The following is a 19,723-nucleotide window of genomic DNA, read 5'->3' as shown; positions in this document are numbered from 1 at the left end:
GCGGTTGCGTAGTTGTCAATATTATGAATTTATAGGGAGTATCATTAAAAACACGATACTTGCCGCATATAAATAAAGCGGAATACAAAAATACAATAAGTAGTATATTTAAATTTGATGGCCGAAAGATATTAAACTGCTTCCAATGGCCGAATGCCGCCCGTCACGCGTTCGATTCCGGCCAAATCCTGCCAGCTTTGCACTTGCGTGAAACCTTGGTCAATCAACAGCGCGCGCACTGCCGTAGCCTGATCAAATCCATGCTCCATCAACAACCATCCACTTGCCGCCAGATGTGCTGCCGCGCCATGAATAATGGTGCGCAGCGCAGACAGGCCATCGGCATGATCGGTCAGGGCGCTGATCGGCTCAAAACGCAGATCGTCTTGGCTTAGATGGGCGTCGCCTGCCACGATGTAGGGCGGGTTGGCGGCGATGAGATCGAATTGTTCGCCCGCTTGCAGCGCGTCATACCAGTCGCTTTGCAGCAAGCGCAGGGCGTTGCCGCCGATTGACAAGATGTGCGCAGCATTGTGGCGCGCCACGTCGAGTGCGGTCGGGCTGACATCGAGTGCGCTGACTTGCAAATCGGCACGGCTGTGCGCAATCGCAATCGCAATCGCGCCGGAACCGGTGCCCATATCCAGCACGCGGCTTTTGAGCGGCACGCGTTGCAGCGCCAGTTCCACCAGCAACTCGGTTTCCGGGCGCGGAATCAGCACATCTGTTGTTACCCGAAATGGCAAGCCGAAAAATTCGCGCTGGCCGACGATATACGCAATCGGTTCGCCCGCTTCCCGGCGCTGCAGCAGCGTCGTGAAGCGTTGTATTTCCTCTGCATTCAACGTGCGTTCGGATTGGGTGATCAACTGGACCCGCGTCAAGCCCAGCGCATGCATCAGCAGCATGCGGGTTTCCAGCCCCTCCAGCGGGGAGCTGCGTTGCACTGCGGCGATAGTGCAACCGGCCTCGATGTCAACGCGGGCCAAGGTCATTTTTTCGATTTGAAAGCAAGCCAGCCCAGCGCGATGCTAAAAATCGCAAACCAGACCAGCGCCCACATCGGAATCGACAAGCCCAGGATCGGAGCGTAATCGGTGCTGCAAAAACCGTTGGCCTTGAACAGGAAAGGCAGCAGTTCAGCGCTCGGGATCTTGTTCAGCGCGGTTTCCAGTGGATCGACTCCGCATGAGATTTCGGGATGCGCCTTGACCCACAAATGCCAGCCGGCAATGCCCGCGCCAGTAAGCGCCGCCAGCAATCCGATGCCTGCGCCGGCCCGCAGAGCGGCGCGCGGCAATGCGGCGCTGGTCAAGCAAATCAGGGCGATTGCCGCAAACGCATAACGCTGCATCACGCATAGCGGACAAGGTTTCATGTCCAGCCCATGCTGCATATACAGCGCCACGCCGAGCAATGACAGGCAGGCAAAGGCGATTGCCAGTAAAACGGTTTTGGAAATATTCATCATGTTTTTCGAGTTGGTGATTGTTGCAATTCGAGTAGGGGCAGGTTCTAAACCTGCCCTTGGTTAATCTACCCAGAGCGGGTTTGGAACCCGCCTTGGGTAGATTAACTCCCTTTTTTCGTGTCTTCGTGGACCATCCGTAACATCAGTTAAATCAGGATGCATCGCCCAATGCCGCCAGCAGTTCGGCCTGATGCTCGGCCACCAGCGCATTGATCAAATCGTCGAGATCGCCATCCATGATGAAATCGAGCTTGTACAGCGTCAGGTTGATGCGATGATCGGTCATCCGTCCTTGCGGGAAGTTGTAAGTGCGGATGCGTTCGCTGCGGTCGCCGGAACCGACCAGACTCTTGCGGGTCGCCGCTTCCTTCGCCTGTTGGGCGCGGGTTTGGACGTCCATGATGCGGGTAGCGAGCACCCGCAATGCTTGCGCCTTGTTCTGATGCTGACTGCGGCCGTCCTGGCATTCGACTACGATGCCGGTCGGGTTATGCGTGATGCGCACCGCCGAATCGGTCTTGTTGATGTGCTGGCCGCCGGCGCCGGAGGCGCGATAAGTATCGATGCGCAAGTCGGCCGGATTGATCACCACGTCGCTGACTTCATCGGCTTCCGGCATCACCGCCACCGTACAAGCCGACGTGTGGATGCGGCCCTGGGTTTCGGTAGTCGGCACGCGCTGCACGCGGTGGCCGCCGGATTCGAACTTCAGCTTGGCGTAAGCGCCGGGGCCGACCAGGCGCACGATAACTTCCTTGTAGCCGCCCAGCTCAGACGCTGATTCGGACATGATTTCGATTTGCCAGTGTTGCCGCTCGGCAAAACGGGTGTACATGCGCAGCAAGTCGCCGGCAAACAGCGCGGCTTCGTCGCCGCCGGTGCCGGCGCGAATTTCCAGCAGAATGTTGCGCTCGTCGTTGGCATCTTTCGGCAGCAGCATCTTTTGCAGGTCGCGTTCCAGCTGCTCCATCTGTTGCCTGGCGGCGTCGATTTCTTCCTGCGCGAACTCCTTCATTTCCGGCTCCGAGAGCATTTCCTGTGCGGCGGCGACATCTTTTTCAGCCTTGGCGTAGGACTGGTAGAGCGCCACCAGAGGGCCGATTTCGGCGTGTTCGCGGGTCAGTTTGCGGTAATTGTCCATCGATGCGGTGGCATCTTCGCGCATCAACAGTTGGCCGACTTCCTCCAGACGGTCAGAAAGTTGGTCGAGCTTGGCGAGCATGGATGGTTTCATAAGTATTCTGGTCTGGAAGGGCGGTCAATCCGGGAAAGCCGGCAGCGTTCTGATGGCCGCCGGCATGCAGTGCAGGAAGTTGCGATTGCGAAAGCGCAGGACTACGCTAACGTCGGGTGCGAAACAATTGCGGCAATAACGCGGCCAGGCGCGCGCGTTCGTCGCCCTGAGCCTGGTGCAAGGCCTGTTGCGGGCCGTGCAGGAATTTGGCGGTGATGCCTTTGGAGAGCGCTTCCAGCACCGCATCGATATCGTCGCCGCGCGCGATCATCTTGCGCGCACGTTCGAGTTCGATCATCCGCAGTATTTCGCTGTTTTCGTGCAGATCCTGGATTACCGGCACCACCAGCCGGCCATCGACCCAGTGCATGAAAGACTGGACCCGGGTTTCAATGATGGCTTCGGCTTGCGCCACTGCTGCCTGGCGGTTTTCCATGCCGGTCTGGACTACGGTACCCAGGTCGTCGACCGTGTATAAAAAAGCGTCGTCGAGCCGGCCGACTTCAGTTTCGATATCGCGCGGCACCGCCAGATCGACCATGAACACCGGCTTGTGGCGGCGCGCCTTGATGGCGCGCTCGACCATGCCGAGTCCGATGATCGGCAGCGACGATGCGGTGCACGAGATCACGATGTCGAACTGCGCCAGCTGATCCGGCAATTCGGCCAGACGGATGGCGCGGCCATTGAAGCGGTGCGCCAGCGCTTCGCCGCGCTCCAGCGTGCGGTTGGCGATCGTGATCGATTTCGGATTTTGCGCCGCGAAGTGGGTGGCGCAGAGCTCGATCATTTCGCCGGCGCCGATAAACAAGACGTGCTGCTCGGAGATGGTGTCGAAAATGCGCTGCGACAGCCGTACCGCGGCGGCCGCCATCGAGACACTATGGGCGCCAATTTCGGTGGTGCTGCGGACTTCCTTGGCGACGGCAAAAGTGCGCTGAAATAACTGGTGCAGATACGTGCCCAGGCCGCCGACTGCCTCCGCCTGGCGCACCGCAGCCTTCATCTGGCCCAGGATTTGCGGCTCGCCGAGCACCATCGAATCGAGCCCGGAAGCGACCCGAAACGCGTGCCGCACAGCGCCATCCTGCGGCAATGTGTACAAATGCGGGCGCAGTTCCGAATAGGGTAGTTTGTGATAATCGGCCAGAAAATGCGCGCTGCTGTCGATTGCTGCCTCGATCCCGCCCGGCACGTGGCTGGCCGCGTACAGTTCGGTGCGGTTGCAAGTCGACAGGATGGCGGCTTCGTCGGTATAGCCGGAGCCTTCCTGATTGCCGAACCATGCGCGCGCCGAACCTACTGCCGCACCGATCTGGTCCGCAGGAAAAGCCACCTGTTCGCGCAAGGCAAGCGGCGCGGTGGTGTGATTGAGGCCTACGGCAAGCAGTTGCATGTGGGTTATATACAGTCCGCAGAGCGGAATTCGATTTTGAGCAGGCCACCATTATAGCTTCTCACCGCAGATAACTCGCCGGCTGGCAGCGGCGATCGCGCTCGGATGGGCAGAATTTCCGATTGACTAAACCTGGATCAAGCCAGACCGGCAATCCGGGCCGAGCTGGGCAGCATCTTCAGATTCATATCGAAACCTGTTCCAGGCGGTAACCGTAACTGTAGACCGGAGCCAGCCGGAACCCGTTTTCAGGGCGTAACTGCAGCTTGCTGCGCACCCGCGATACATGGGTGTCCATGGTGCGGGAGGGGATTTCAATATTGCGCGACCATACCGATTCCAGAATGGTGGCGCGCGACAGCGGCCGGCCCAGATTGCGGAAAAACAGCAGCGCCAGAATGAACTCCTTTTGCGTGAGTGCAATCGGCGCGCCATCGAATCTCAATTGACCGCTGCGGGTTTCGAACACATAGCGCCCGAACTGGATTGGTTCGGCTGCATTCTGGCTCGGATAAGCACGCCGCAAAAGAGCCTGAACCCGCGCCACCAGTTCACTGCGGCGTATCGGCTTGATCATGTAATCATCGGCGCCGGCTGCCAAGCCCTCGATGATGTCGTCTTCGCTGGAATGGCTGGTGATGAACAGCACCGGCAGTTTTGGCGAGAGTTTTTCGCGCGCCCAGCGCATCACTTCGGGGCCGCTTGCGTCAGCCACCTGCCAGTCGAGGATCAGCATGTCGCAGCTTTCCCGGCGTAACTGCTGAAGCATGTCTGTGCCGCTGGAAAATGGCTGGCAAACGTGTCCTGCGGCACTCAGGATTTTGCATGCCAGCTCAGTTTGGCGCGGGTCGTCGTCTATGACTGCGATTCTCATGGTGTGTCAGTGCGAAAGGTCAGGTGGCATTACTGGTAACACGTTTTATTTTCCTACAGTAACACGACTTTAATGGCGCTTATGCAAACCAGCTGAAAGGTGGTTTGCATAAGTTTGCGTAACTTTACAGCGCATCACGGCCCCCGATATTTATCAATATACTTAGGAGTATAGTTAAAAACAATGCACTTTCCGCATGTATTAATGGGATTTTATAAAATACACAAAGCAGTATATTTGCTGACGAAAGACTGAAAGGCAGCGGCGATCGCGAGTGCGCTACAATGCGCCGGTGAAGCAAGCCAGACAGTCGCTGGCCGCGGCTGCAAGGTCGTGGCGGGAGGAAGGTCCGGACTCCGTACAGCAGGGTGACGGTTAACGGCCGTCCGCTGAAAGCCGTAAGGTATAAGGCGAGGAATAGGGCCACAGAGACGAGCGTATTAAGTTACGGTGAAACGCGGTAACCTCCACCCGGAGCAATTCCAAATAGGCACGCGTTGATGCTGCTCGCGGAGCGTGCGGGTAGGAAGCTTGAGCGCTGGAGTAATTCAGCGCCTAGAGGAATGGCTGTCATAGCGCGCGGTTGCAAAACCGTGCGCCGTAACAAAATCCGGCCTATCGGCTTGCTTCACTTTTTTCGGTCGCGCCTTCAGTGCGCGGCTGTCCGTTTCAAACCCGGTTTTCCACAGGTGTCACGCGCTCTCCGCGCATTTTCGCCATGCAACTATTGTAAATAGCCTTAAAACATATGTTTATATTATGTGCAGCTTTCACTGTGCGCGATAAGTACTTAATTTCATAAGAGTTTTCTCTTGTCGCAATAGTATTGGGTAGGCTAAGTCATTGACTTGAATCACTAAAATTCACTTTCCATTCCTGAAACAGCTTGACCGGCTATAGTGCTTCCACTAAAGTGGGTAATAGTGTGGAAAAATGTTTTTTTGTGGGATTTTAATGAACCCCACGCTAGATTTGTAACCGGTAAGCCGCTTCCGAAAATAACCAGCCAAAAGGATTTGATAATCGTGTTCCAGGGTGCGTCAGCATTAAATCTCGATGTGAAAGGCCGGATGTCCATCCCGGCCAGGCATCGTGACGCGCTATCGATCCAGTGCGAAGGCCGGGTCACGCTGACCAAGCATCCGCACGGCTGCCTGTTATTGTTTCCGCGCCCGGTATGGGAAAGCCATCGCGAACAGATTGCCGCCTGGCCGATGTCGGCGCGCGCCTGGCAACGCATCTTTCTGGGTAATGCTTCCGATGTGGAGATGGATTCTGCCGGCCGGATTCTGGTAGCGCCCGAGTTGCGTAATGCAGTTGGTTTGAGCCGCGACGTCATGTTGCTGGGCATGGGCAGTCATTTTGAGTTGTGGGATGCAGTCAAGCTTGCCGAAAGTGAGTCGCAGGCGATCGCAGCAGGCATGCCTGACGTATTAAGTAATTTTTCGTTTTAGGGACCTGTGATGACGATACAAACGGTGCCAGAGTACCTGCACCGCACGGTGCTGTTGGATGAGGCGGTCGATGCGCTGGCGTTAGAAGGTGCGCGCACGGATGGAGTCTACGTTGATGGCACTTTCGGGCGCGGCGGCCATAGCAGCAAGATTTTGCAGCGTCTGGGCGCGCAGGGGCGCCTGATCGCCTTTGATAAAGACCCACAGGCGATTGCCACAGCGCGGGAGTTTTCCGATCCGCGTTTCGAAATTATCCACGACAGTTTTGCCACCATGGGTGATGCCTTCGCCAGGCGCAGCATTGCGCAGGTGGATGGTGTTTTACTGGATTTGGGCATTTCGTCACCGCAAGTAGACGATGCTGCACGGGGCTTCAGTTTCCGCTTGGACGGCCCGCTCGATATGCGCATGGATAGTACGCGCGGGCTTTCGGCAGCAGACTGGTTGGCGATTGAATCAGAACAAAAAATTGAAAAGGTGATACGCGAATATGGGGAAGAACGGTTTGCTTTTCAGATTGCAAAGGCGATTGTTGCTGGCCGGACGGTCGAGCCAATTTCAACCACACGACAGCTTGCCGCGATCGTGGCAAGGGCAGTCAAAACTCGCGAGAAGGGTAAGGACCCGGCAACCCGCACCTTTCAGGCTATACGGATTTTCATCAATCAGGAACTTGCGGAACTTGAGACTGGTTTAAATCAAGCCTTTCAATATTTGGCGCCAAACGCAAGGATGGTGGTGATCAGCTTCCATTCACTGGAAGACCGCATTGTCAAACATTTTATGGCAGCCAAAGCCAATGTCAAGCAGCCGGATCGCCGTTTGCCGATACGTGCGGTTGATTTGCCGCAACCGCAAATGCGCTTGATATCAAAAGTAAAACCCACTGAGGCCGAGATCTCCGGCAACCCGCGCGCCCGTTCTGCCATTATGCGTGTCTGCATGCGCCTCCCCGATGCTTCCACCACCGGGGATGCGCCATGAGTGCGCGCACCAACGGCATCATCGCAGCCATGCTGGTCGTATGCGCCTTGTCGCTGGTGAATGCGCAATATCATGCGCGGCGTTTGTATGTCGAGCTGGGACGCGCGCAATCCCAGTCGAAATTGCTGGATGTGCAATGGGCCCAGTTGCAACTTGATCAATCCACCCTGGGCAAGCATGCGCGTATCGAGCTGGTCGCAAAACGCGACCTGAAGATGCTCGCATTGACAGCTGCCAGCACGCAATACCTGACTGTGGAGGGCAAATGAGCCGCCCGGCCAGTCGCATCGCAGCAGCCAGGGGTGTGCCGTTTTCAACCAGCCCGGTGCTGAAAATGTCATTGCCAGCCTGGCGTTCGAAACTGGTCTTGTTCGTCCTGTTTACTTCTTTTCTGGCATTGATCGGCCGCGCGCTGTGGTTGCAGGGCATGTCTACCGAATTCTTGCAAAAACAGGGTGCGTCGCGTTACGAACGCACCCTGGAGTTGCCTGCTACGCGCGGCAAAATCACGGATCGTGATGGACATGTGCTGGCTTCCAGTATTCCAGTCAAGGCAGTCTGGGCGATTCCGGATGATGTCTTGCAGGCCCCGGCGGAAAAGCTGCGCAGTTTGGCCGGGTTGCTTGATCTGAATGAGGGTGACTTGCGTAAAAAATTAGACTCGGATAGCAGTTTTGTCTACCTGAAACGCCAGGTCGAATCGGACGCCACTAACAAGATTCTTGCCCTTGGCATAGATGGAATCCAGACCCGCAAGGAATACAAGCGTTTTTATCCGGAGGGCGAGGTGATGGCGCATGTTGTCGGCTTTACCAATGTCGAGGACGCTGGACAGGAAGGCATGGAACTCGCCTCGCAGAAGTCGCTGATCGGCAGGACCGGAAGCCGTAGTGTGATCAGGGATCGCTTGGGCCGTATTGTTGAGGATATTGGATCTATTCGCGAGCCGCATGACGGTAAAGACCTGACGCTTTCCATCGACAGCAAGATCCAGTACATCGCCTATTCACAATTGAAGGCGGCAGTCGAGCTGAATCAGGCGAAGGCTGGTGGCATTGTGGTACTGGATGTCAGAACCGGTGAAATTCTGGCGCTTGCCAATTTGCCGAGTTATAACCCGAATGACCGCAAAATATTGACCGGCGCACAACTGCGCAACCGGGTCTTGACTGACACCTTCGAGCCCGGTTCGACCCTGAAACCTTTTACGATAGCTTTGGCACTGGAAACCAAGCGCGTTACTCCTGAGACAACTGTCCAGACAGGGCCCGGAAAACTGACCATCGGCACTGCATCGATCGGCGATGCGCACTCGCTAGGGTTGTTGACTGTCTCGCAAATCATTGAAAAATCCTCCAATATCGGGACCGCAAAGATTGCATTGCAAATGCCGCCGCAGGAAATGTGGGAAATGTTTACCAGCGTCGGTTTTGGCCAGCAGCCGAAATTCAGCTTCCCCGGACGGGCGGCGGGCCGTGTACGACCATTTAAGTCATGGCGTCCCATCGAGCAGGCAACCATGAGTTACGGGCACGGCATTTCAGTTTCGCTGATGCAGTTAGCGCATGCCTATATGATTTTTGCCCGCAACGGCGAGATAGCACCGTTATCTCTGGAAAAAATTGCCGGGCAACCGAACGGCCGGGTGGCGGGGCAAAGGGTTATCTCTGAAGAAACTGCACTCCAGATGCGTGCAATGCTGGAAGCGGCCGCAGGCCCAAATGGCACTGCACCGAAAGCGCAGGTGCCCGGTTACCGCGTAGCTGGAAAAACCGGGACCGCGTATAAAATCGTCGACGGAAAATATGTCAGGAAATACGTTTCGTCGTTCGTCGGTTTTGCCCCGGTGTCCGCGCCGCGCATCATTATTGCAGTAATGGTAGATGAACCATCCAATGGCAATCATTACGGTGGTGGCGTTGCAGCACCGGTATTTTCTTCCGTTGCAGCCAGCACTCTGCGAGCTTTGAACGTCAGGCCCGATTCGAGCGTGACGAATATCATTATTCCTGCCGATGGCATCACCGAAAGCATGTGATGCCAAATACAAAATTCTTAACTGCCGAGATACTTTTCTGGTTGCGTCAGCAGGTTGCGCCAGCAGCGCAATTGCATTCCGATTCGCGTTCCATCATCAAAGGCGATGTGTTTTTTGCTTATCCCGGTGACGTCGCTGATGGCCGGCAATTCATTGAGCAGGCGATTCAGATGGGCGCGGGTGCCGTGGTCTATGAGTCGGCTGCCTGGAACTGGAATGCAGCATGGTCGGTACCCCATCTTGCGGTAACCGATTTGAAAAAGACAGCAGGCGAAATTGCCAGCGCGTATTACAACAAACCGGATGCCGCCATGTTCACAGTGGCTGTGACCGGCACTAATGGCAAGACTTCATGCGCGCAATGGCTGGCAAATGCCTTATCTCGCTTGGGCGAACCCACGGCGGTGATTGGAACTCTCGGCGTCGGCATTTACCAGCGTGGTACCTGCGACACCTCTGACATGACCGGTTACACCACGCCGGATGCAGTAATGTTGCAACGCAGGCTGGCGCTACTACGCGATGCCGGTGCCCAGGCTGTGGCGATTGAAGCATCGTCGATTGGGCTTGAACAAGGACGTTTGAATGGCATGCATTTCGATGCGGCCTTATTTACCAATCTTACGCGCGACCATCTTGATTATCATGGCGACATGGCGGCTTATGAGTCGTCTAAAACCGCTTTGTTTGACTGGGCAGGATTGCGCCACGCAATCGTCAATCTGGATGACCCGATGGGATTGCGGTTGGCGCAGCGCCTGCAGGGCAGGGCGCTGGCGTCATTAATCGGATACACGGTGTCCGGCGCAGCGCTTGAAGGCATCTCAATCTTGAGCGCGTTTAACATACGCACCAGCCATGTCGGTACCGTGTTTCAGGTCGAATCGCCTTTTGGCAGTGGGTCGATCAGAACGCAAATGGTGGGCTTGTTCAATGTCAGCAACATCTTGGGTGTTCTGGGTGCATTGCTTGCCAAAGGCACCACCTGGCGTGCTGCGGTTCAGACAATTGAAATGCTAACTGCAGTGCCGGGGCGCATGCAGCAGCTTGGCGGTAACGACTCACCGTTGATAGTTATCGATTACGCCCACACTCCGGATGCACTGGAAAAAACGCTATTGACTTTGCGTCAGGTGGCGCAGCAGCGTCATGGCCAGTTATGGTGTCTGTTCGGTTGCGGCGGTGACCGCGATCCAGGCAAGCGTGCGCAAATGGGTGCGGTTTCTGCACTGGCGGATCAGGTGGTAGTCACGAGCGACAATCCGCGCAGCGAGAATCCTGCTGCAATTATCCAGCAAATCATTGCTGGCCTGGCTGCCGAAAAAACATCGCACCAAGTGACCGAGGACCGTGCAGCCGCAATTTTATGGGCAGTAAAGCGCGCGGCAAAAAACGATGTGGTCCTGTTGGCCGGTAAGGGGCATGAGGCCTACCAAGAGGTGATGGGCAAGAAACTGGCGTTTTCCGATGCGGATCATGCCGCCTTGGCGCTGGCTGCACGCGCCACGATGAAGGGAGTTGTTTGATGAAATCTTCGTTACTTGCGTTACAACCCTGGCTTTCAGGTGCGCAGGTTCAGAGCGATGCGATTTTTGACGGGGTGACGACAGATAGCCGCAATGCTAGTGTCGGCAATCTATTCGTGGCTTTACGGGGCGAGCATTTCGATGCGCATGACTTCCTTGCCGAGGTGGTCGCGCAAGGGGTGTCTGCAGTCGTCGTGGAACGTTTGCCGGCAGGTCTGGCAATCCCTGCACTGATCGTGCCGGATACACGTGTCGCGCTGGGTGAAATCGCACGTTACTGGCGGCAGCAATTCGATTTGCCAGTAATTGGCGTCACCGGCAGCAACGGCAAAACAACGGTCAAGGAAATGATTGCTTCGATCATGACCGCGCAGTTTGGCGCAGAGCATTGTCTGGCCACGCGCGGCAACTTCAATAACGACATCGGCGTGCCGCTGACGCTCTTGCGCATGACAGCAGCGCATAGCGCCGCCGTGATTGAATTGGGCATGAATCATCCCGGTGAGATCGCCCTTTTGGCATCCATTGCGCAACCGACGCTCGCCCTGGTAAATAACGCCCAGCGTGAGCATCAGGAATTCATGGCAAGCGTGGAGGCTGTTGCAAAAGAAAATGGCGCGGTAATCTCTGCCCTGCCAGCCAATGGCATTGCAGTATTCCCGGCAGATGAACCCTATACCACCTTATGGCGTGAATACGCTGCGGCTACTGGGCAAAGAAAAATCATGACTTTCGGATTTTCCGCCGATGCCGATGTAACTTGCACTTACCAGTCGAACGCATTCGGTAATAATCTGTCTGTCACGGCAGGCCAGCAGCGCTTTGACATTCCGCTGGCGGCTGCAGGTGCGCACAACGTGCGTAATGCCTTGGCGGCGATTGCGTGTACCTCGGCAATCGGCATTGGCACGAAAGCAATTGTTCGCGGTTTGACTGCATTCGCGCCGGCCAATGGCCGCCTCCAGCGCAAAATTGCCCGCAACGGGGCAATCATCATCGACGATACCTATAATGCGAATCCCGACTCGGTACGGGCCGCCATTGATGTGCTTGCGCAAGCAACTTCGCCAAGAGTGCTGGTGTTGGGCGATATGGGGGAAGTCGGCAACGATGGCCGGCAGTTTCACGAAGAGATTGGAGATTATTCCAGAGAAAGCGGCATCGAGCATGTTATGACTTTCGGCGCACTTGCCCATCATACGACGCGCGCATTCGGCGCGGGAGCAAAACACTTTGACAATATTGCGGCCTTGAACGATGCGCTGGAAGACCTTCTGGTTCCCGCCGCAACGGTATTGGTGAAAGGTTCGCGTTTCATGAAAATGGAACAAACAGTTCGCCACTTTGTACAAGAACATATAAAAGAGAACCATTGACATGTTGCTTTGGCTAGCAGAATTATTTAAGCAGGATATAAGTTTTCTGCGCGTATTCAATTTCATTACATTTCGTGCGGTGTTCGCGACGATGACCTCATTGGCGATCGGTTTGATTGCCGGTCCTCCGGTGATACGCATGCTGGCTCGGTTGAAGGTCGGCCAGGCAGTGCGTACTGACGGTCCGCAGACACACTTGATCAAGAATGGCACACCCACCATGGGTGGCGTGCTGATCCTGATTGCGATTGGGGTGTCAACCTTGTTGTGGGCTGATTTAAGCAATCGTTTCATTTGGATTGTGCTGATAGTGACGCTCGGCTTCGGTGCGGTCGGCTGGGTCGATGATTACCGCAAGGTGGTCTACAAAGACCCCAAAGGAATGTCTTCGAAAGAAAAGTATTTTTGGCAATCCCTGATTGGCATCCTCTCTGCGCTGTATCTGGCGTTTTCGGTATCGGCGCCCACCAACAGCCAGGTTTGGGATTTGTTCGTGGCGTGGGTGCAGTCCGGGTTCAACCTTGACTTGCCTCCCAAGGCAGATTTAATCGTGCCGTTTTTCAAGACCATCAGTTATCCGCTGGGCGTATGGGGTTTTATCGCCCTGACGTATTTCGTCATCGTCGGCACCAGTAATGCAGTAAATCTGACCGACGGTCTCGATGGGCTGGCTATCATGCCGACGGTAATGGTGGGCACTGCGCTGGGGATATTCGCCTACCTGACCGGCAACGCCAGCTACTCGAAGTATCTGTTCATTCCGCATATCCCTGGTGCGGGCGAGTTGCTGATCTTCTGTGGCGCGATGGCTGGCGCAGGATTGGCTTTCCTCTGGTATAACGCACACCCTGCGCAAGTGTTCATGGGCGATGTCGGAGCGCTCGCACTAGGTGGCGCACTGGGTACGATTGCCGTCATCGTGCGGCAGGAAATCGTACTTTTCATCATGGGCGGAATTTTCGTTGTGGAAACCTTGTCAGTGATGTTGCAGGTTGCTTATTTCAAGTTTACCAAGCGGCGTTATGGTACTGGGCGTCGCATCTTGTTGATGGCGCCGTTGCATCATCACTTTGAACAAAAAGGCTGGAAAGAAACCCAGGTCGTAGTGCGGTTCTGGATTATCTCGATGATGCTGGTGTTGTTTGGCTTGTCTACTTTGAAGTTGCGCTGATGAATTACGACGGCAAACACGTTCTTGTTCTTGGTCTGGGAGAGTCCGGCCTTGCGATGGCGCATTGGTTGCACCGTTGCGGCGCGTTGTTGCGCGTGGCTGATACCCGCGCTGCCCCGCAACGGCTGGCTAGTTTGCGGGACGCGTTGCCGGAAGTGGAGTTCATCGGAGGGGCGGCTTTCGGTGCTGATCTTTTGGCTGATATCGATTTTGTTGCTGTCAGCCCGGGTTTGTCGCCGCATGGCGATCTGCCGGAGATCATGGCCGCAGCAAATGCCCAAGATATCCCGCTCTGGGGCGAGATCGAATTTTTCGCCCAAGGATTGGCCAAACTGCGCCAGGATAGAAACTATGCGCCCAAACTGATTGCGATCACTGGCACCAATGGTAAAACCACGGTAACCAGCTTGGTCGGCCTATTGTGCAAGCGTGCCGGTTGGACGGCGTGCGTGGCCGGCAATATCAGCCCCTGTGCACTGGATGTCTTGCGGGACGCCATCGATAAGGATGATTTGCCGCAGGTATGGGTGCTGGAATTGTCGAGCTTTCAGTTGCACACGACGTACAGTCTGCAGGCTGATGCTGCAACCGTGCTCAATATCACCCAGGATCATCTGGACTGGCATGGCAGCATGGCTGCTTATGTGGCCGATAAAGCCCGGATATTTGGGACTGATGCCGTGCGCGTATTGAATCGCGATGATGCTGCGGTCATGGATTTGGTCGACGCGCAAGCACCCACGGTAACTTTTGGCGTCGGTGCGCCAACGCGGGCGGGTGATTTTGGATTGCTTGATGAGCGCGGCGTCCAATGGCTGTCGGTAGCGGTTGCTGCCGAAGAAGATGAAAAACGCAGTAAGAAAAAGCAGAAAAAGGACAGCATTGAATTGCCTACGGCGATAAGCCGCTTGATGCCCACAGATGCACTCAATATTCGCGGTCAACACAACGCGCTCAATGCACTCGCCGCACTAGCCTTGTGTCGTGCGATCGGTTTGCCGCTTGCTGCGCTATTGCATGGTGTGCGCGAATATCGGGGTGAGCCGCACCGGGTTGAATTGATTACTACGATCGGCGAAGTCAATTACTACGACGACAGCAAAGGCACTAATGTCGGTGCAACAGTGGCGGCCCTGAATGGATTGGGGGCGCAGCAGGGCAGTAATCGGTTGCTATTGATTGCTGGTGGTGACGGTAAGGGGCAGGATTTTTCGAGTCTGGCGGAGCCGGTCGCAAAACATGTCCGTGCGGTGTTCCTGATTGGTAAGGACGCACCTGCCTTGCGCGCCGCCTTAAGCACAACCGCTGTTGCCCTCTACGATTGCTCCAGTCTGGAAGAAGCGGTCCAGCGCGCTGCCGGGGTCGCGCAGCCAGGCGATGCTGTGTTGCTGTCTCCGGCCTGCGCTAGTCTGGATATGTTTGCCAATTATGCGCACCGTGCTCAAGTGTTTGTCGATGCAGTCAGAGAAATTGGTCTGTCCCGCGGCGAGGTGATCGCATGAAATCCGCCTGGCCGGCCATCATGACGTGGTTTGGATTTTCATCTGTCAAAGAGCCGAGACGGGATTTGCCGCAGCGCTCCAAAATGATGGAATACGATCAGCCTTTGATCTGGGTAGTGGTATTACTGATGCTGTTCGGAATGGTAATGGTGTATTCCGCTTCCATTTCTTTGCCTGACTCACCCAAATACGCGAGTTACAACAATAGCCATTTCCTGATCAGGCAGGGGATATTCGTTGCTGCTGCATTTTGCAGCAGCTTGATCGTGTTTCGGGTGCCGATCAGCACCTGGCAGCGCTGGGCGCCGTATCTGTTCGTGGCTACTTTGATACTGCTGCTGTTGGTTCTGGTGCCTGGTGTGGGCAAAGGCGTGAATGGCGCAAAACGCTGGCTATCGTTCAAGGTTTTCAATTTGCAACCTTCCGAATTGATGAAGCTGTTCGTTGTGCTGTATGCAGCTGATTACACGGTGCGCAAGCAGCAATTCATGCATAAGTTGACAAAAGGTTTTCTGCCGATGGCGGGTGCGGTGGCAATGGTCGGTTTGTTATTGTTGCTGGAGCCGGACCTAGGCGCGTTTGGCGTGATCGTTTGTATCGCGATGGGTATTTTGTTTCTGGGTGGTATCAATGGTGTCTGGTTTAGCGGCATCGGCGCCACCCTGGTGGGGATTTTCAGTCTGGTAATTATGTTGTCGCCATGGCGGCGTGAGAGGATTTTTGCCTATCTAAATCCCTGGGCTGAAGAAAACGCATTGGGCAAGGCGTATCAATTGTCGCATTCGCTGATTGCCTTTGGGCGCGGCGAATTGTTCGGCGTCGGCCTTGGCGGCAGTGTCGAGAAATTGCATTATTTACCAGAGGCGCATACCGATTTTTTATTGGCAGTGATTGGCGAAGAACTGGGTTTTGCCGGCGTATTGGTGGTTGTGATGATGTTTTACTGGATCATCAAACGTGCTTTTGAAATTGGTCGTCAGGCCATTGCACTGGATTTGACGTTCGCCGGGTTGGTTGCGAAAGGTGTTGGCATCTGGATCGGTGTCCAGACCTTCATCAATATGGGCGTCAATCTCGGCTTGTTGCCGACCAAAGGATTGACGTTGCCGCTAATGAGTTACGGTGGCTCGGGTGTGTTGATTAATTGTATCGGTCTGGCAATTCTGCTGCGCATCGATTACGAGAACAGGATTTTGATGCGCGGAGGCAGAATATGACGCATCTGAAAACGCTGGTCATCATGGCGGCAGGCACTGGCGGTCATATCTTTCCTGGGCTGGCCATCGCGCAGACCATGAGTGCGCGCGGCTGGCAGGTATCCTGGCTCGGCACCACACATGGCATGGAGCACGATATTGTGCCCCGGCATGGCATCGAGATGGACACCATCGATTTCGCCGGATTGCGCGGCAAAGGTTTGATGCATAGCTTGCGCGGCACATTCAGGCTGCTCGCAAGTTTCGCCTCCTGCTACCGCATCCTCGGTCGCCGCAAACCGGACGTGGTGCTCGGGATGGGTGGGTATGTGACGGTGCCGGGCGGCGTGATGGCGGCTGCGCGCCACATTCCCCTGGCGCTGGTGAATGCGGATGCAGCCCTGTTGTTGTCGAACAAAGCGTTGGTGCCAATGGCAAAACGGGTGCTGTTCGGTTTTCCTGCGGATTTTGGAAATGCAGCCAGTAAGGCCTTGGTAACAGGCAACCCAGTGCGCAAGGAAATCATCGCTTTGCCTGTTCCTGAGCAGCGTTATGCAGCCCGCAGCGGGCCGCTTAGGATTCTGGTGGTTGGCGGCAGTCTGGGCGCAAAAGCCTTGAACGATTGCCTGCCCGCGGCATTGGCTTTGATTCCAGTTGATTTGCGGCCGATAGTCACGCACCAGTCCGGCAAAAAACATGTTGACGTATTGCGCGCAGCGTATGCCACGGCGCAAGTGCAGGCGGAGGTAGTGGATTTCATCGATGACATGCCGCGTCGCTATGCCGATGCCGATCTGGTGATTTGCCGCGCCGGCGCAATTACATTATCGGAGCTAACTGCAGCGGGGGTGGCAAGCGTACTGGTGCCATTGATCGTCTCGACGACTTCACATCAGCGCGCCAACGCCCAGTGGATGGCGCAACAACATGCGGCAATCCATCAGCCACAGGGCGAAATGACGGCGAAAAATTTATCCATATTATTGCAAACCCTGACGCGTCAAGAGTGTCTGACGATAGCGCTGGCTGCTTATGCAATCGGCAGGCGGGATGCAAACGAAATGATTGCAGATGTATTAGAAGAATTGGCGAGCAAGGTATGAAACATAAAGTAAAACACATTCATTTTGTAGGAATCGGCGGCTCGGGCATGAGTGGCATTGCCGAGATATTGCTGAATCTCGGATATATCATCTCCGGCTCGGATCTCGGGTGTAATGCGGCGACGCAGCGCCTGGCTGGTCTGGGCGCACACGTTAGCTTGGGCCATGCTGCCGAAAATACCAATAACGCCGATGTAATCGTTACTTCAACTGCGGTAAAAGCAGATAACCCGGAAGTACTGGCGGCGCGGCAAAAAAATATTCCGATCGTGCCGCGGGCCATGATGCTGGCGGAATTGATGCGTCTGAAGCGTGGCATTGCAATCGCCGGCACGCACGGCAAGACTACGACCACCAGTCTGGTTGCCAGCGTGCTTGCGGAAGGCGGCCTAGATCCGACTTTCGTCATCGGTGGCCGTTTGAATAGCGCTGGCGCCAATGCCAAGCTGGGCGCTGGCGACTTTATTGTGGTCGAGGCAGATGAGTCCGATGCATCCTTCCTCAATTTACTGCCGGTGATTGAAGTCATTACCAATATTGACGCTGATCATATGGAAACATACGGTCACGATTTTGCAAAACTCAAACAAGCCTTCATCCAGTTTACCCAGCATTTGCCTTTTTATGGCGTCGCAGTGTTGTGCCTTGACGATCCTAATGTACGCGAAATCTTGCCCTTTATTTCCAAGCCGATCGTCACGTACGGCTTCCACGAAGAGGCCCAAGTGCGTGCAGTCGATGCCAAGGCAGTTGGCGAACAGATGCAATTCACCGTGCTCCAGGAAGGCTACGCATCGATGAAGGTGACTCTGAATCAGCCCGGCATGCACAATATCCAAAATGCCTGCGCTGCCATCGTGGTTGCCCGTGAGCTGAATGTGGCTGATAGCGCGACGCAAAAAGCATTAATTGAATTTAATGGCGTTGGACGTCGTTTCACGCGTTATGGCGAAATTGATTTGGCCGATGTCGACGGCAAATCCAGCGGTAGTTTTACCTTGGTCGATGACTATGGCCACCATCCGACTGAAATGGCTGCAACACTCGCAGCTGCCCGCGGCGCTTATCCAGAGCGCCGTCTGGTTCTGGCTTTTCAGCCGCATAGATTCACGCGCACGCGGGACCTGTTTGAGGATTTCGTGCGGGTCATGTCTACTGCGGATGCTTTGGTTCTGGCTGAGGTATACGCCGCAGGAGAGCAACCGATTGTCGCAGCCGATGGCCGTGCGTTGGCGCGCGCCCTGCGCGTCGCAGGCAAGGTGGAACCGGTATTTGTCGAGGATATCAATGATATGCCGGAAACCATCATGAATTTTGCTCGGGATGGTGATGTCGTGATCATGATGGGGGCTGGCTCCATCGGCGGCGTTCCTGGAAAACTGGTGCAAGGAAACCATCATGGGTGAGCGTGACATGGTCAAGGAATTTGGCAAGGTCGGTGTCTTGTTTGGCGGTCGTTCGGCTGAACGCGAAGTATCGTTGATGTCAGGTGCGGGTGTGCTCCAGGCGCTGATGGGCAAGGGAATCAATGCCCATGGATTCGATCCGGCAAAGCGCAGCCTGGCGGAACTAGCCGCCGAAAAATTCGATAGTGTATTCATTGCATTGCATGGCCGATACGGCGAGGACGGCACCTTGCAAGGCGCTTTGGAACTGCTTGGCATTCCATACACAGGGCCGGGCGTATTGGCTTCGTCGATTGCGATGGATAAAGCCATGACCAAGCGTATCTGGATGGCAAGCGCACTGGCAACGCCGAAATTCGAAATGCTGACAACGCAGAGCAATTGGGATGCGGTCGTTGCTGCGCTAGGTTTGCCGTTAATTGTCAAGCCTGCGCATGAAGGCTCCACCCTTGGATTGACCAAGGTAACGCAAATTGATCAATTGCCTGCGGCCTTTGCACTGGCCGCCAAATACGACAGTGCAGTCATGGCGGAAGAATTTATTGCCGGCATGGAGTTGACATGCCCGATTCTGGGATATGGCGAACAGGCGAAAGCCTTGCCGGTCATCCGCATCATTGCGCCCGATGCGAATTACGATTATCAGAACAAGTATTTTTCCAACGATACCCAATATCTCTGTCCCTGCGGCCTACCGGCAGAACAGGAGCGTGCCATTCAGGAACTGGCGCTGGAAAGTTACCGTGCGCTCGGCTGCCGTGGCTGGAGTAGGGCCGATGTGATGGTGCGGGCCTCGGACAACAAGCCGTTTTTACTGGAAATGAATACGTCTCCCGGCATGACAGGGCACTCTCTGGTGCCCATGTCGGCAAAAGTCATCGGACTCGGATATGAGGATTTATGCGTTGAAATATTACGTTCGGCTGCGCTCGATCTGACGTCATCCGTCGACTGGATTGTGCGCTAGTTGTCGAACCGCGGTAACAGAGGAA

At 55.4% G+C, this 19,723-nt stretch carries 17 protein-coding genes and 1 other RNA gene; 13 read left to right on the top strand and 5 right to left on the bottom strand.

What is annotated here, in order from left to right; translation table 11 throughout:
• Positions 1-131: 131 nt before the first annotated feature.
• The 5 genes from prmC to KGFNPO_RS13795 all read right to left on the bottom strand — a co-directional run bounded on the left by prmC (position 132) and on the right by KGFNPO_RS13795 (position 4,975).
• Positions 132-995 (bottom strand): peptide chain release factor N(5)-glutamine methyltransferase, encoded by an 864-nt coding sequence (prmC, locus tag KGFNPO_RS13815; RefSeq protein ID WP_472631819.1) that lies wholly within the window; start codon positions 993-995, stop codon positions 132-134.
• A complete protein-coding gene (locus KGFNPO_RS13810) occupies positions 992-1,471 on the bottom strand; it encodes a disulfide bond formation protein B (RefSeq protein ID WP_472631818.1) in 480 nt (159 codons plus the stop codon). The genes prmC and KGFNPO_RS13810 overlap by 4 nt, the downstream gene beginning before the upstream one ends.
• 151 nt (positions 1,472-1,622) lie before the next feature.
• On the bottom strand, positions 1,623-2,705 hold the full coding sequence (gene prfA / locus KGFNPO_RS13805; RefSeq protein WP_472631817.1) for a peptide chain release factor 1: 1,083 nt from the start codon (positions 2,703-2,705) through the stop codon (positions 1,623-1,625).
• Positions 2,706-2,811: 106 nt separating this feature from the next.
• Positions 2,812-4,101, bottom strand: coding sequence for a glutamyl-tRNA reductase (gene hemA, locus KGFNPO_RS13800; protein ID WP_472631816.1), 1,290 nt, complete (start codon positions 4,099-4,101; stop codon positions 2,812-2,814).
• A gap of 184 nt (positions 4,102-4,285) precedes the next feature.
• Entirely contained in the window at positions 4,286-4,975 is a 690-nt protein-coding gene (locus tag KGFNPO_RS13795) for a response regulator transcription factor (protein WP_472631815.1), read from the bottom strand.
• A 294-nt stretch (positions 4,976-5,269) separates the two neighbouring features.
• On the opposite strand from KGFNPO_RS13795, the gene rnpB reads away from it, so the two are divergent.
• The 13 genes from rnpB to KGFNPO_RS13730 all read left to right on the top strand — a co-directional run bounded on the left by rnpB (position 5,270) and on the right by KGFNPO_RS13730 (position 19,698).
• An RNA gene (rnpB, locus tag KGFNPO_RS13790) (RNase P RNA component class A) lies at positions 5,270-5,609 on the top strand.
• Between the two features lie 391 nt (positions 5,610-6,000).
• Positions 6,001-6,429 (top strand): division/cell wall cluster transcriptional repressor MraZ, encoded by a 429-nt coding sequence (gene mraZ / locus KGFNPO_RS13785; RefSeq protein WP_472631813.1) that lies wholly within the window; start codon positions 6,001-6,003, stop codon positions 6,427-6,429.
• A 9-nt stretch (positions 6,430-6,438) separates the two neighbouring features.
• Complete coding sequence (gene rsmH, locus KGFNPO_RS13780) at positions 6,439-7,413, top strand: 16S rRNA (cytosine(1402)-N(4))-methyltransferase RsmH (RefSeq protein ID WP_472631812.1); 975 nt, start codon at positions 6,439-6,441, stop codon at positions 7,411-7,413.
• Positions 7,410-7,682, top strand: coding sequence for a cell division protein FtsL (ftsL, locus tag KGFNPO_RS13775; protein ID WP_472631811.1), 273 nt, complete (start codon positions 7,410-7,412; stop codon positions 7,680-7,682). Before rsmH ends, ftsL begins: the two co-directional genes overlap by 4 nt.
• Positions 7,679-9,451 (top strand): peptidoglycan D,D-transpeptidase FtsI family protein, encoded by a 1,773-nt coding sequence (locus KGFNPO_RS13770; protein ID WP_472631810.1) that lies wholly within the window; start codon positions 7,679-7,681, stop codon positions 9,449-9,451. The genes ftsL and KGFNPO_RS13770 overlap by 4 nt, the downstream gene beginning before the upstream one ends.
• Complete coding sequence (locus KGFNPO_RS13765; RefSeq protein ID WP_472631809.1) at positions 9,451-10,977, top strand: UDP-N-acetylmuramoyl-L-alanyl-D-glutamate--2,6-diaminopimelate ligase; 1,527 nt, start codon at positions 9,451-9,453, stop codon at positions 10,975-10,977. Before KGFNPO_RS13770 ends, KGFNPO_RS13765 begins: the two co-directional genes overlap by 1 nt.
• Positions 10,977-12,353, top strand: coding sequence for a UDP-N-acetylmuramoyl-tripeptide--D-alanyl-D-alanine ligase (locus KGFNPO_RS13760; protein ID WP_472631808.1), 1,377 nt, complete (start codon positions 10,977-10,979; stop codon positions 12,351-12,353). Before KGFNPO_RS13765 ends, KGFNPO_RS13760 begins: the two co-directional genes overlap by 1 nt.
• Before the next feature lies 1 nt (position 12,354).
• On the top strand, positions 12,355-13,524 hold the full coding sequence (gene mraY / locus KGFNPO_RS13755) for a phospho-N-acetylmuramoyl-pentapeptide-transferase (protein WP_472631807.1): 1,170 nt from the start codon (positions 12,355-12,357) through the stop codon (positions 13,522-13,524).
• Positions 13,524-15,026 carry a UDP-N-acetylmuramoyl-L-alanine--D-glutamate ligase gene (gene murD / locus KGFNPO_RS13750; protein WP_472631806.1) on the top strand — a complete coding sequence of 501 codons (1,503 nt, stop codon included), beginning with the start codon at positions 13,524-13,526 and terminating at the stop codon, positions 15,024-15,026. Before mraY ends, murD begins: the two co-directional genes overlap by 1 nt.
• A gap of 20 nt (positions 15,027-15,046) precedes the next feature.
• Positions 15,047-16,243 carry a putative lipid II flippase FtsW gene (gene ftsW / locus KGFNPO_RS13745; RefSeq protein ID WP_472634486.1) on the top strand — a complete coding sequence of 399 codons (1,197 nt, stop codon included), beginning with the start codon at positions 15,047-15,049 and terminating at the stop codon, positions 16,241-16,243.
• Positions 16,240-17,325: an undecaprenyldiphospho-muramoylpentapeptide beta-N-acetylglucosaminyltransferase gene (gene murG, locus KGFNPO_RS13740; protein ID WP_472631805.1), complete on the top strand. Its 1,086-nt coding sequence runs from the start codon at positions 16,240-16,242 to the stop codon at positions 17,323-17,325. Before ftsW ends, murG begins: the two co-directional genes overlap by 4 nt.
• Positions 17,322-18,731, top strand: a complete 1,410-nt coding sequence (gene murC / locus KGFNPO_RS13735; RefSeq protein WP_472631804.1) for a UDP-N-acetylmuramate--L-alanine ligase — start codon at positions 17,322-17,324, stop codon at positions 18,729-18,731. The genes murG and murC overlap by 4 nt, the downstream gene beginning before the upstream one ends.
• Positions 18,724-19,698: a D-alanine--D-alanine ligase gene (locus tag KGFNPO_RS13730; RefSeq protein ID WP_472631803.1), complete on the top strand. Its 975-nt coding sequence runs from the start codon at positions 18,724-18,726 to the stop codon at positions 19,696-19,698. The genes murC and KGFNPO_RS13730 overlap by 8 nt, the downstream gene beginning before the upstream one ends.
• Positions 19,699-19,723: the final 25 nt, after the last annotated feature.

Source organism: Gelidimonas diazotrophica (genome assembly GCF_055694025.1).
This window is presented reverse-complemented; position numbering and strand designations above follow the sequence as displayed.

What these genes read in the sequence shown, in the direction of transcription:
- prmC (WP_472631819.1), bottom strand. Translation starts at nt 995, where the DNA reads ATGACCTTGGCCCGCGTTGACATCGAGGCCGGTTGCACTATCGCCGCA.
- KGFNPO_RS13810 (WP_472631818.1), bottom strand. Translation starts at nt 1,471, where the DNA reads ATGATGAATATTTCCAAAACCGTTTTACTGGCAATCGCCTTTGCCTGC.
- prfA (WP_472631817.1), bottom strand. Translation starts at nt 2,705, where the DNA reads ATGAAACCATCCATGCTCGCCAAGCTCGACCAACTTTCTGACCGTCTG.
- hemA (WP_472631816.1), bottom strand. Translation starts at nt 4,101, where the DNA reads ATGCAACTGCTTGCCGTAGGCCTCAATCACACCACCGCGCCGCTTGCC.
- KGFNPO_RS13795 (WP_472631815.1), bottom strand. Translation starts at nt 4,975, where the DNA reads ATGAGAATCGCAGTCATAGACGACGACCCGCGCCAAACTGAGCTGGCA.
- rsmH (WP_472631812.1), top strand. Translation starts at nt 6,439, where the DNA reads ATGACGATACAAACGGTGCCAGAGTACCTGCACCGCACGGTGCTGTTG.
- ftsL (WP_472631811.1), top strand. Translation starts at nt 7,410, where the DNA reads ATGAGTGCGCGCACCAACGGCATCATCGCAGCCATGCTGGTCGTATGC.
- KGFNPO_RS13770 (WP_472631810.1), top strand. Translation starts at nt 7,679, where the DNA reads ATGAGCCGCCCGGCCAGTCGCATCGCAGCAGCCAGGGGTGTGCCGTTT.
- KGFNPO_RS13765 (WP_472631809.1), top strand. Translation starts at nt 9,451, where the DNA reads ATGCCAAATACAAAATTCTTAACTGCCGAGATACTTTTCTGGTTGCGT.
- KGFNPO_RS13760 (WP_472631808.1), top strand. Translation starts at nt 10,977, where the DNA reads ATGAAATCTTCGTTACTTGCGTTACAACCCTGGCTTTCAGGTGCGCAG.
- mraY (WP_472631807.1), top strand. Translation starts at nt 12,355, where the DNA reads ATGTTGCTTTGGCTAGCAGAATTATTTAAGCAGGATATAAGTTTTCTG.
- murD (WP_472631806.1), top strand. Translation starts at nt 13,524, where the DNA reads ATGAATTACGACGGCAAACACGTTCTTGTTCTTGGTCTGGGAGAGTCC.
- ftsW (WP_472634486.1), top strand. Translation starts at nt 15,047, where the DNA reads ATGACGTGGTTTGGATTTTCATCTGTCAAAGAGCCGAGACGGGATTTG.
- murG (WP_472631805.1), top strand. Translation starts at nt 16,240, where the DNA reads ATGACGCATCTGAAAACGCTGGTCATCATGGCGGCAGGCACTGGCGGT.
- murC (WP_472631804.1), top strand. Translation starts at nt 17,322, where the DNA reads ATGAAACATAAAGTAAAACACATTCATTTTGTAGGAATCGGCGGCTCG.
- KGFNPO_RS13730 (WP_472631803.1), top strand. Translation starts at nt 18,724, where the DNA reads ATGGGTGAGCGTGACATGGTCAAGGAATTTGGCAAGGTCGGTGTCTTG.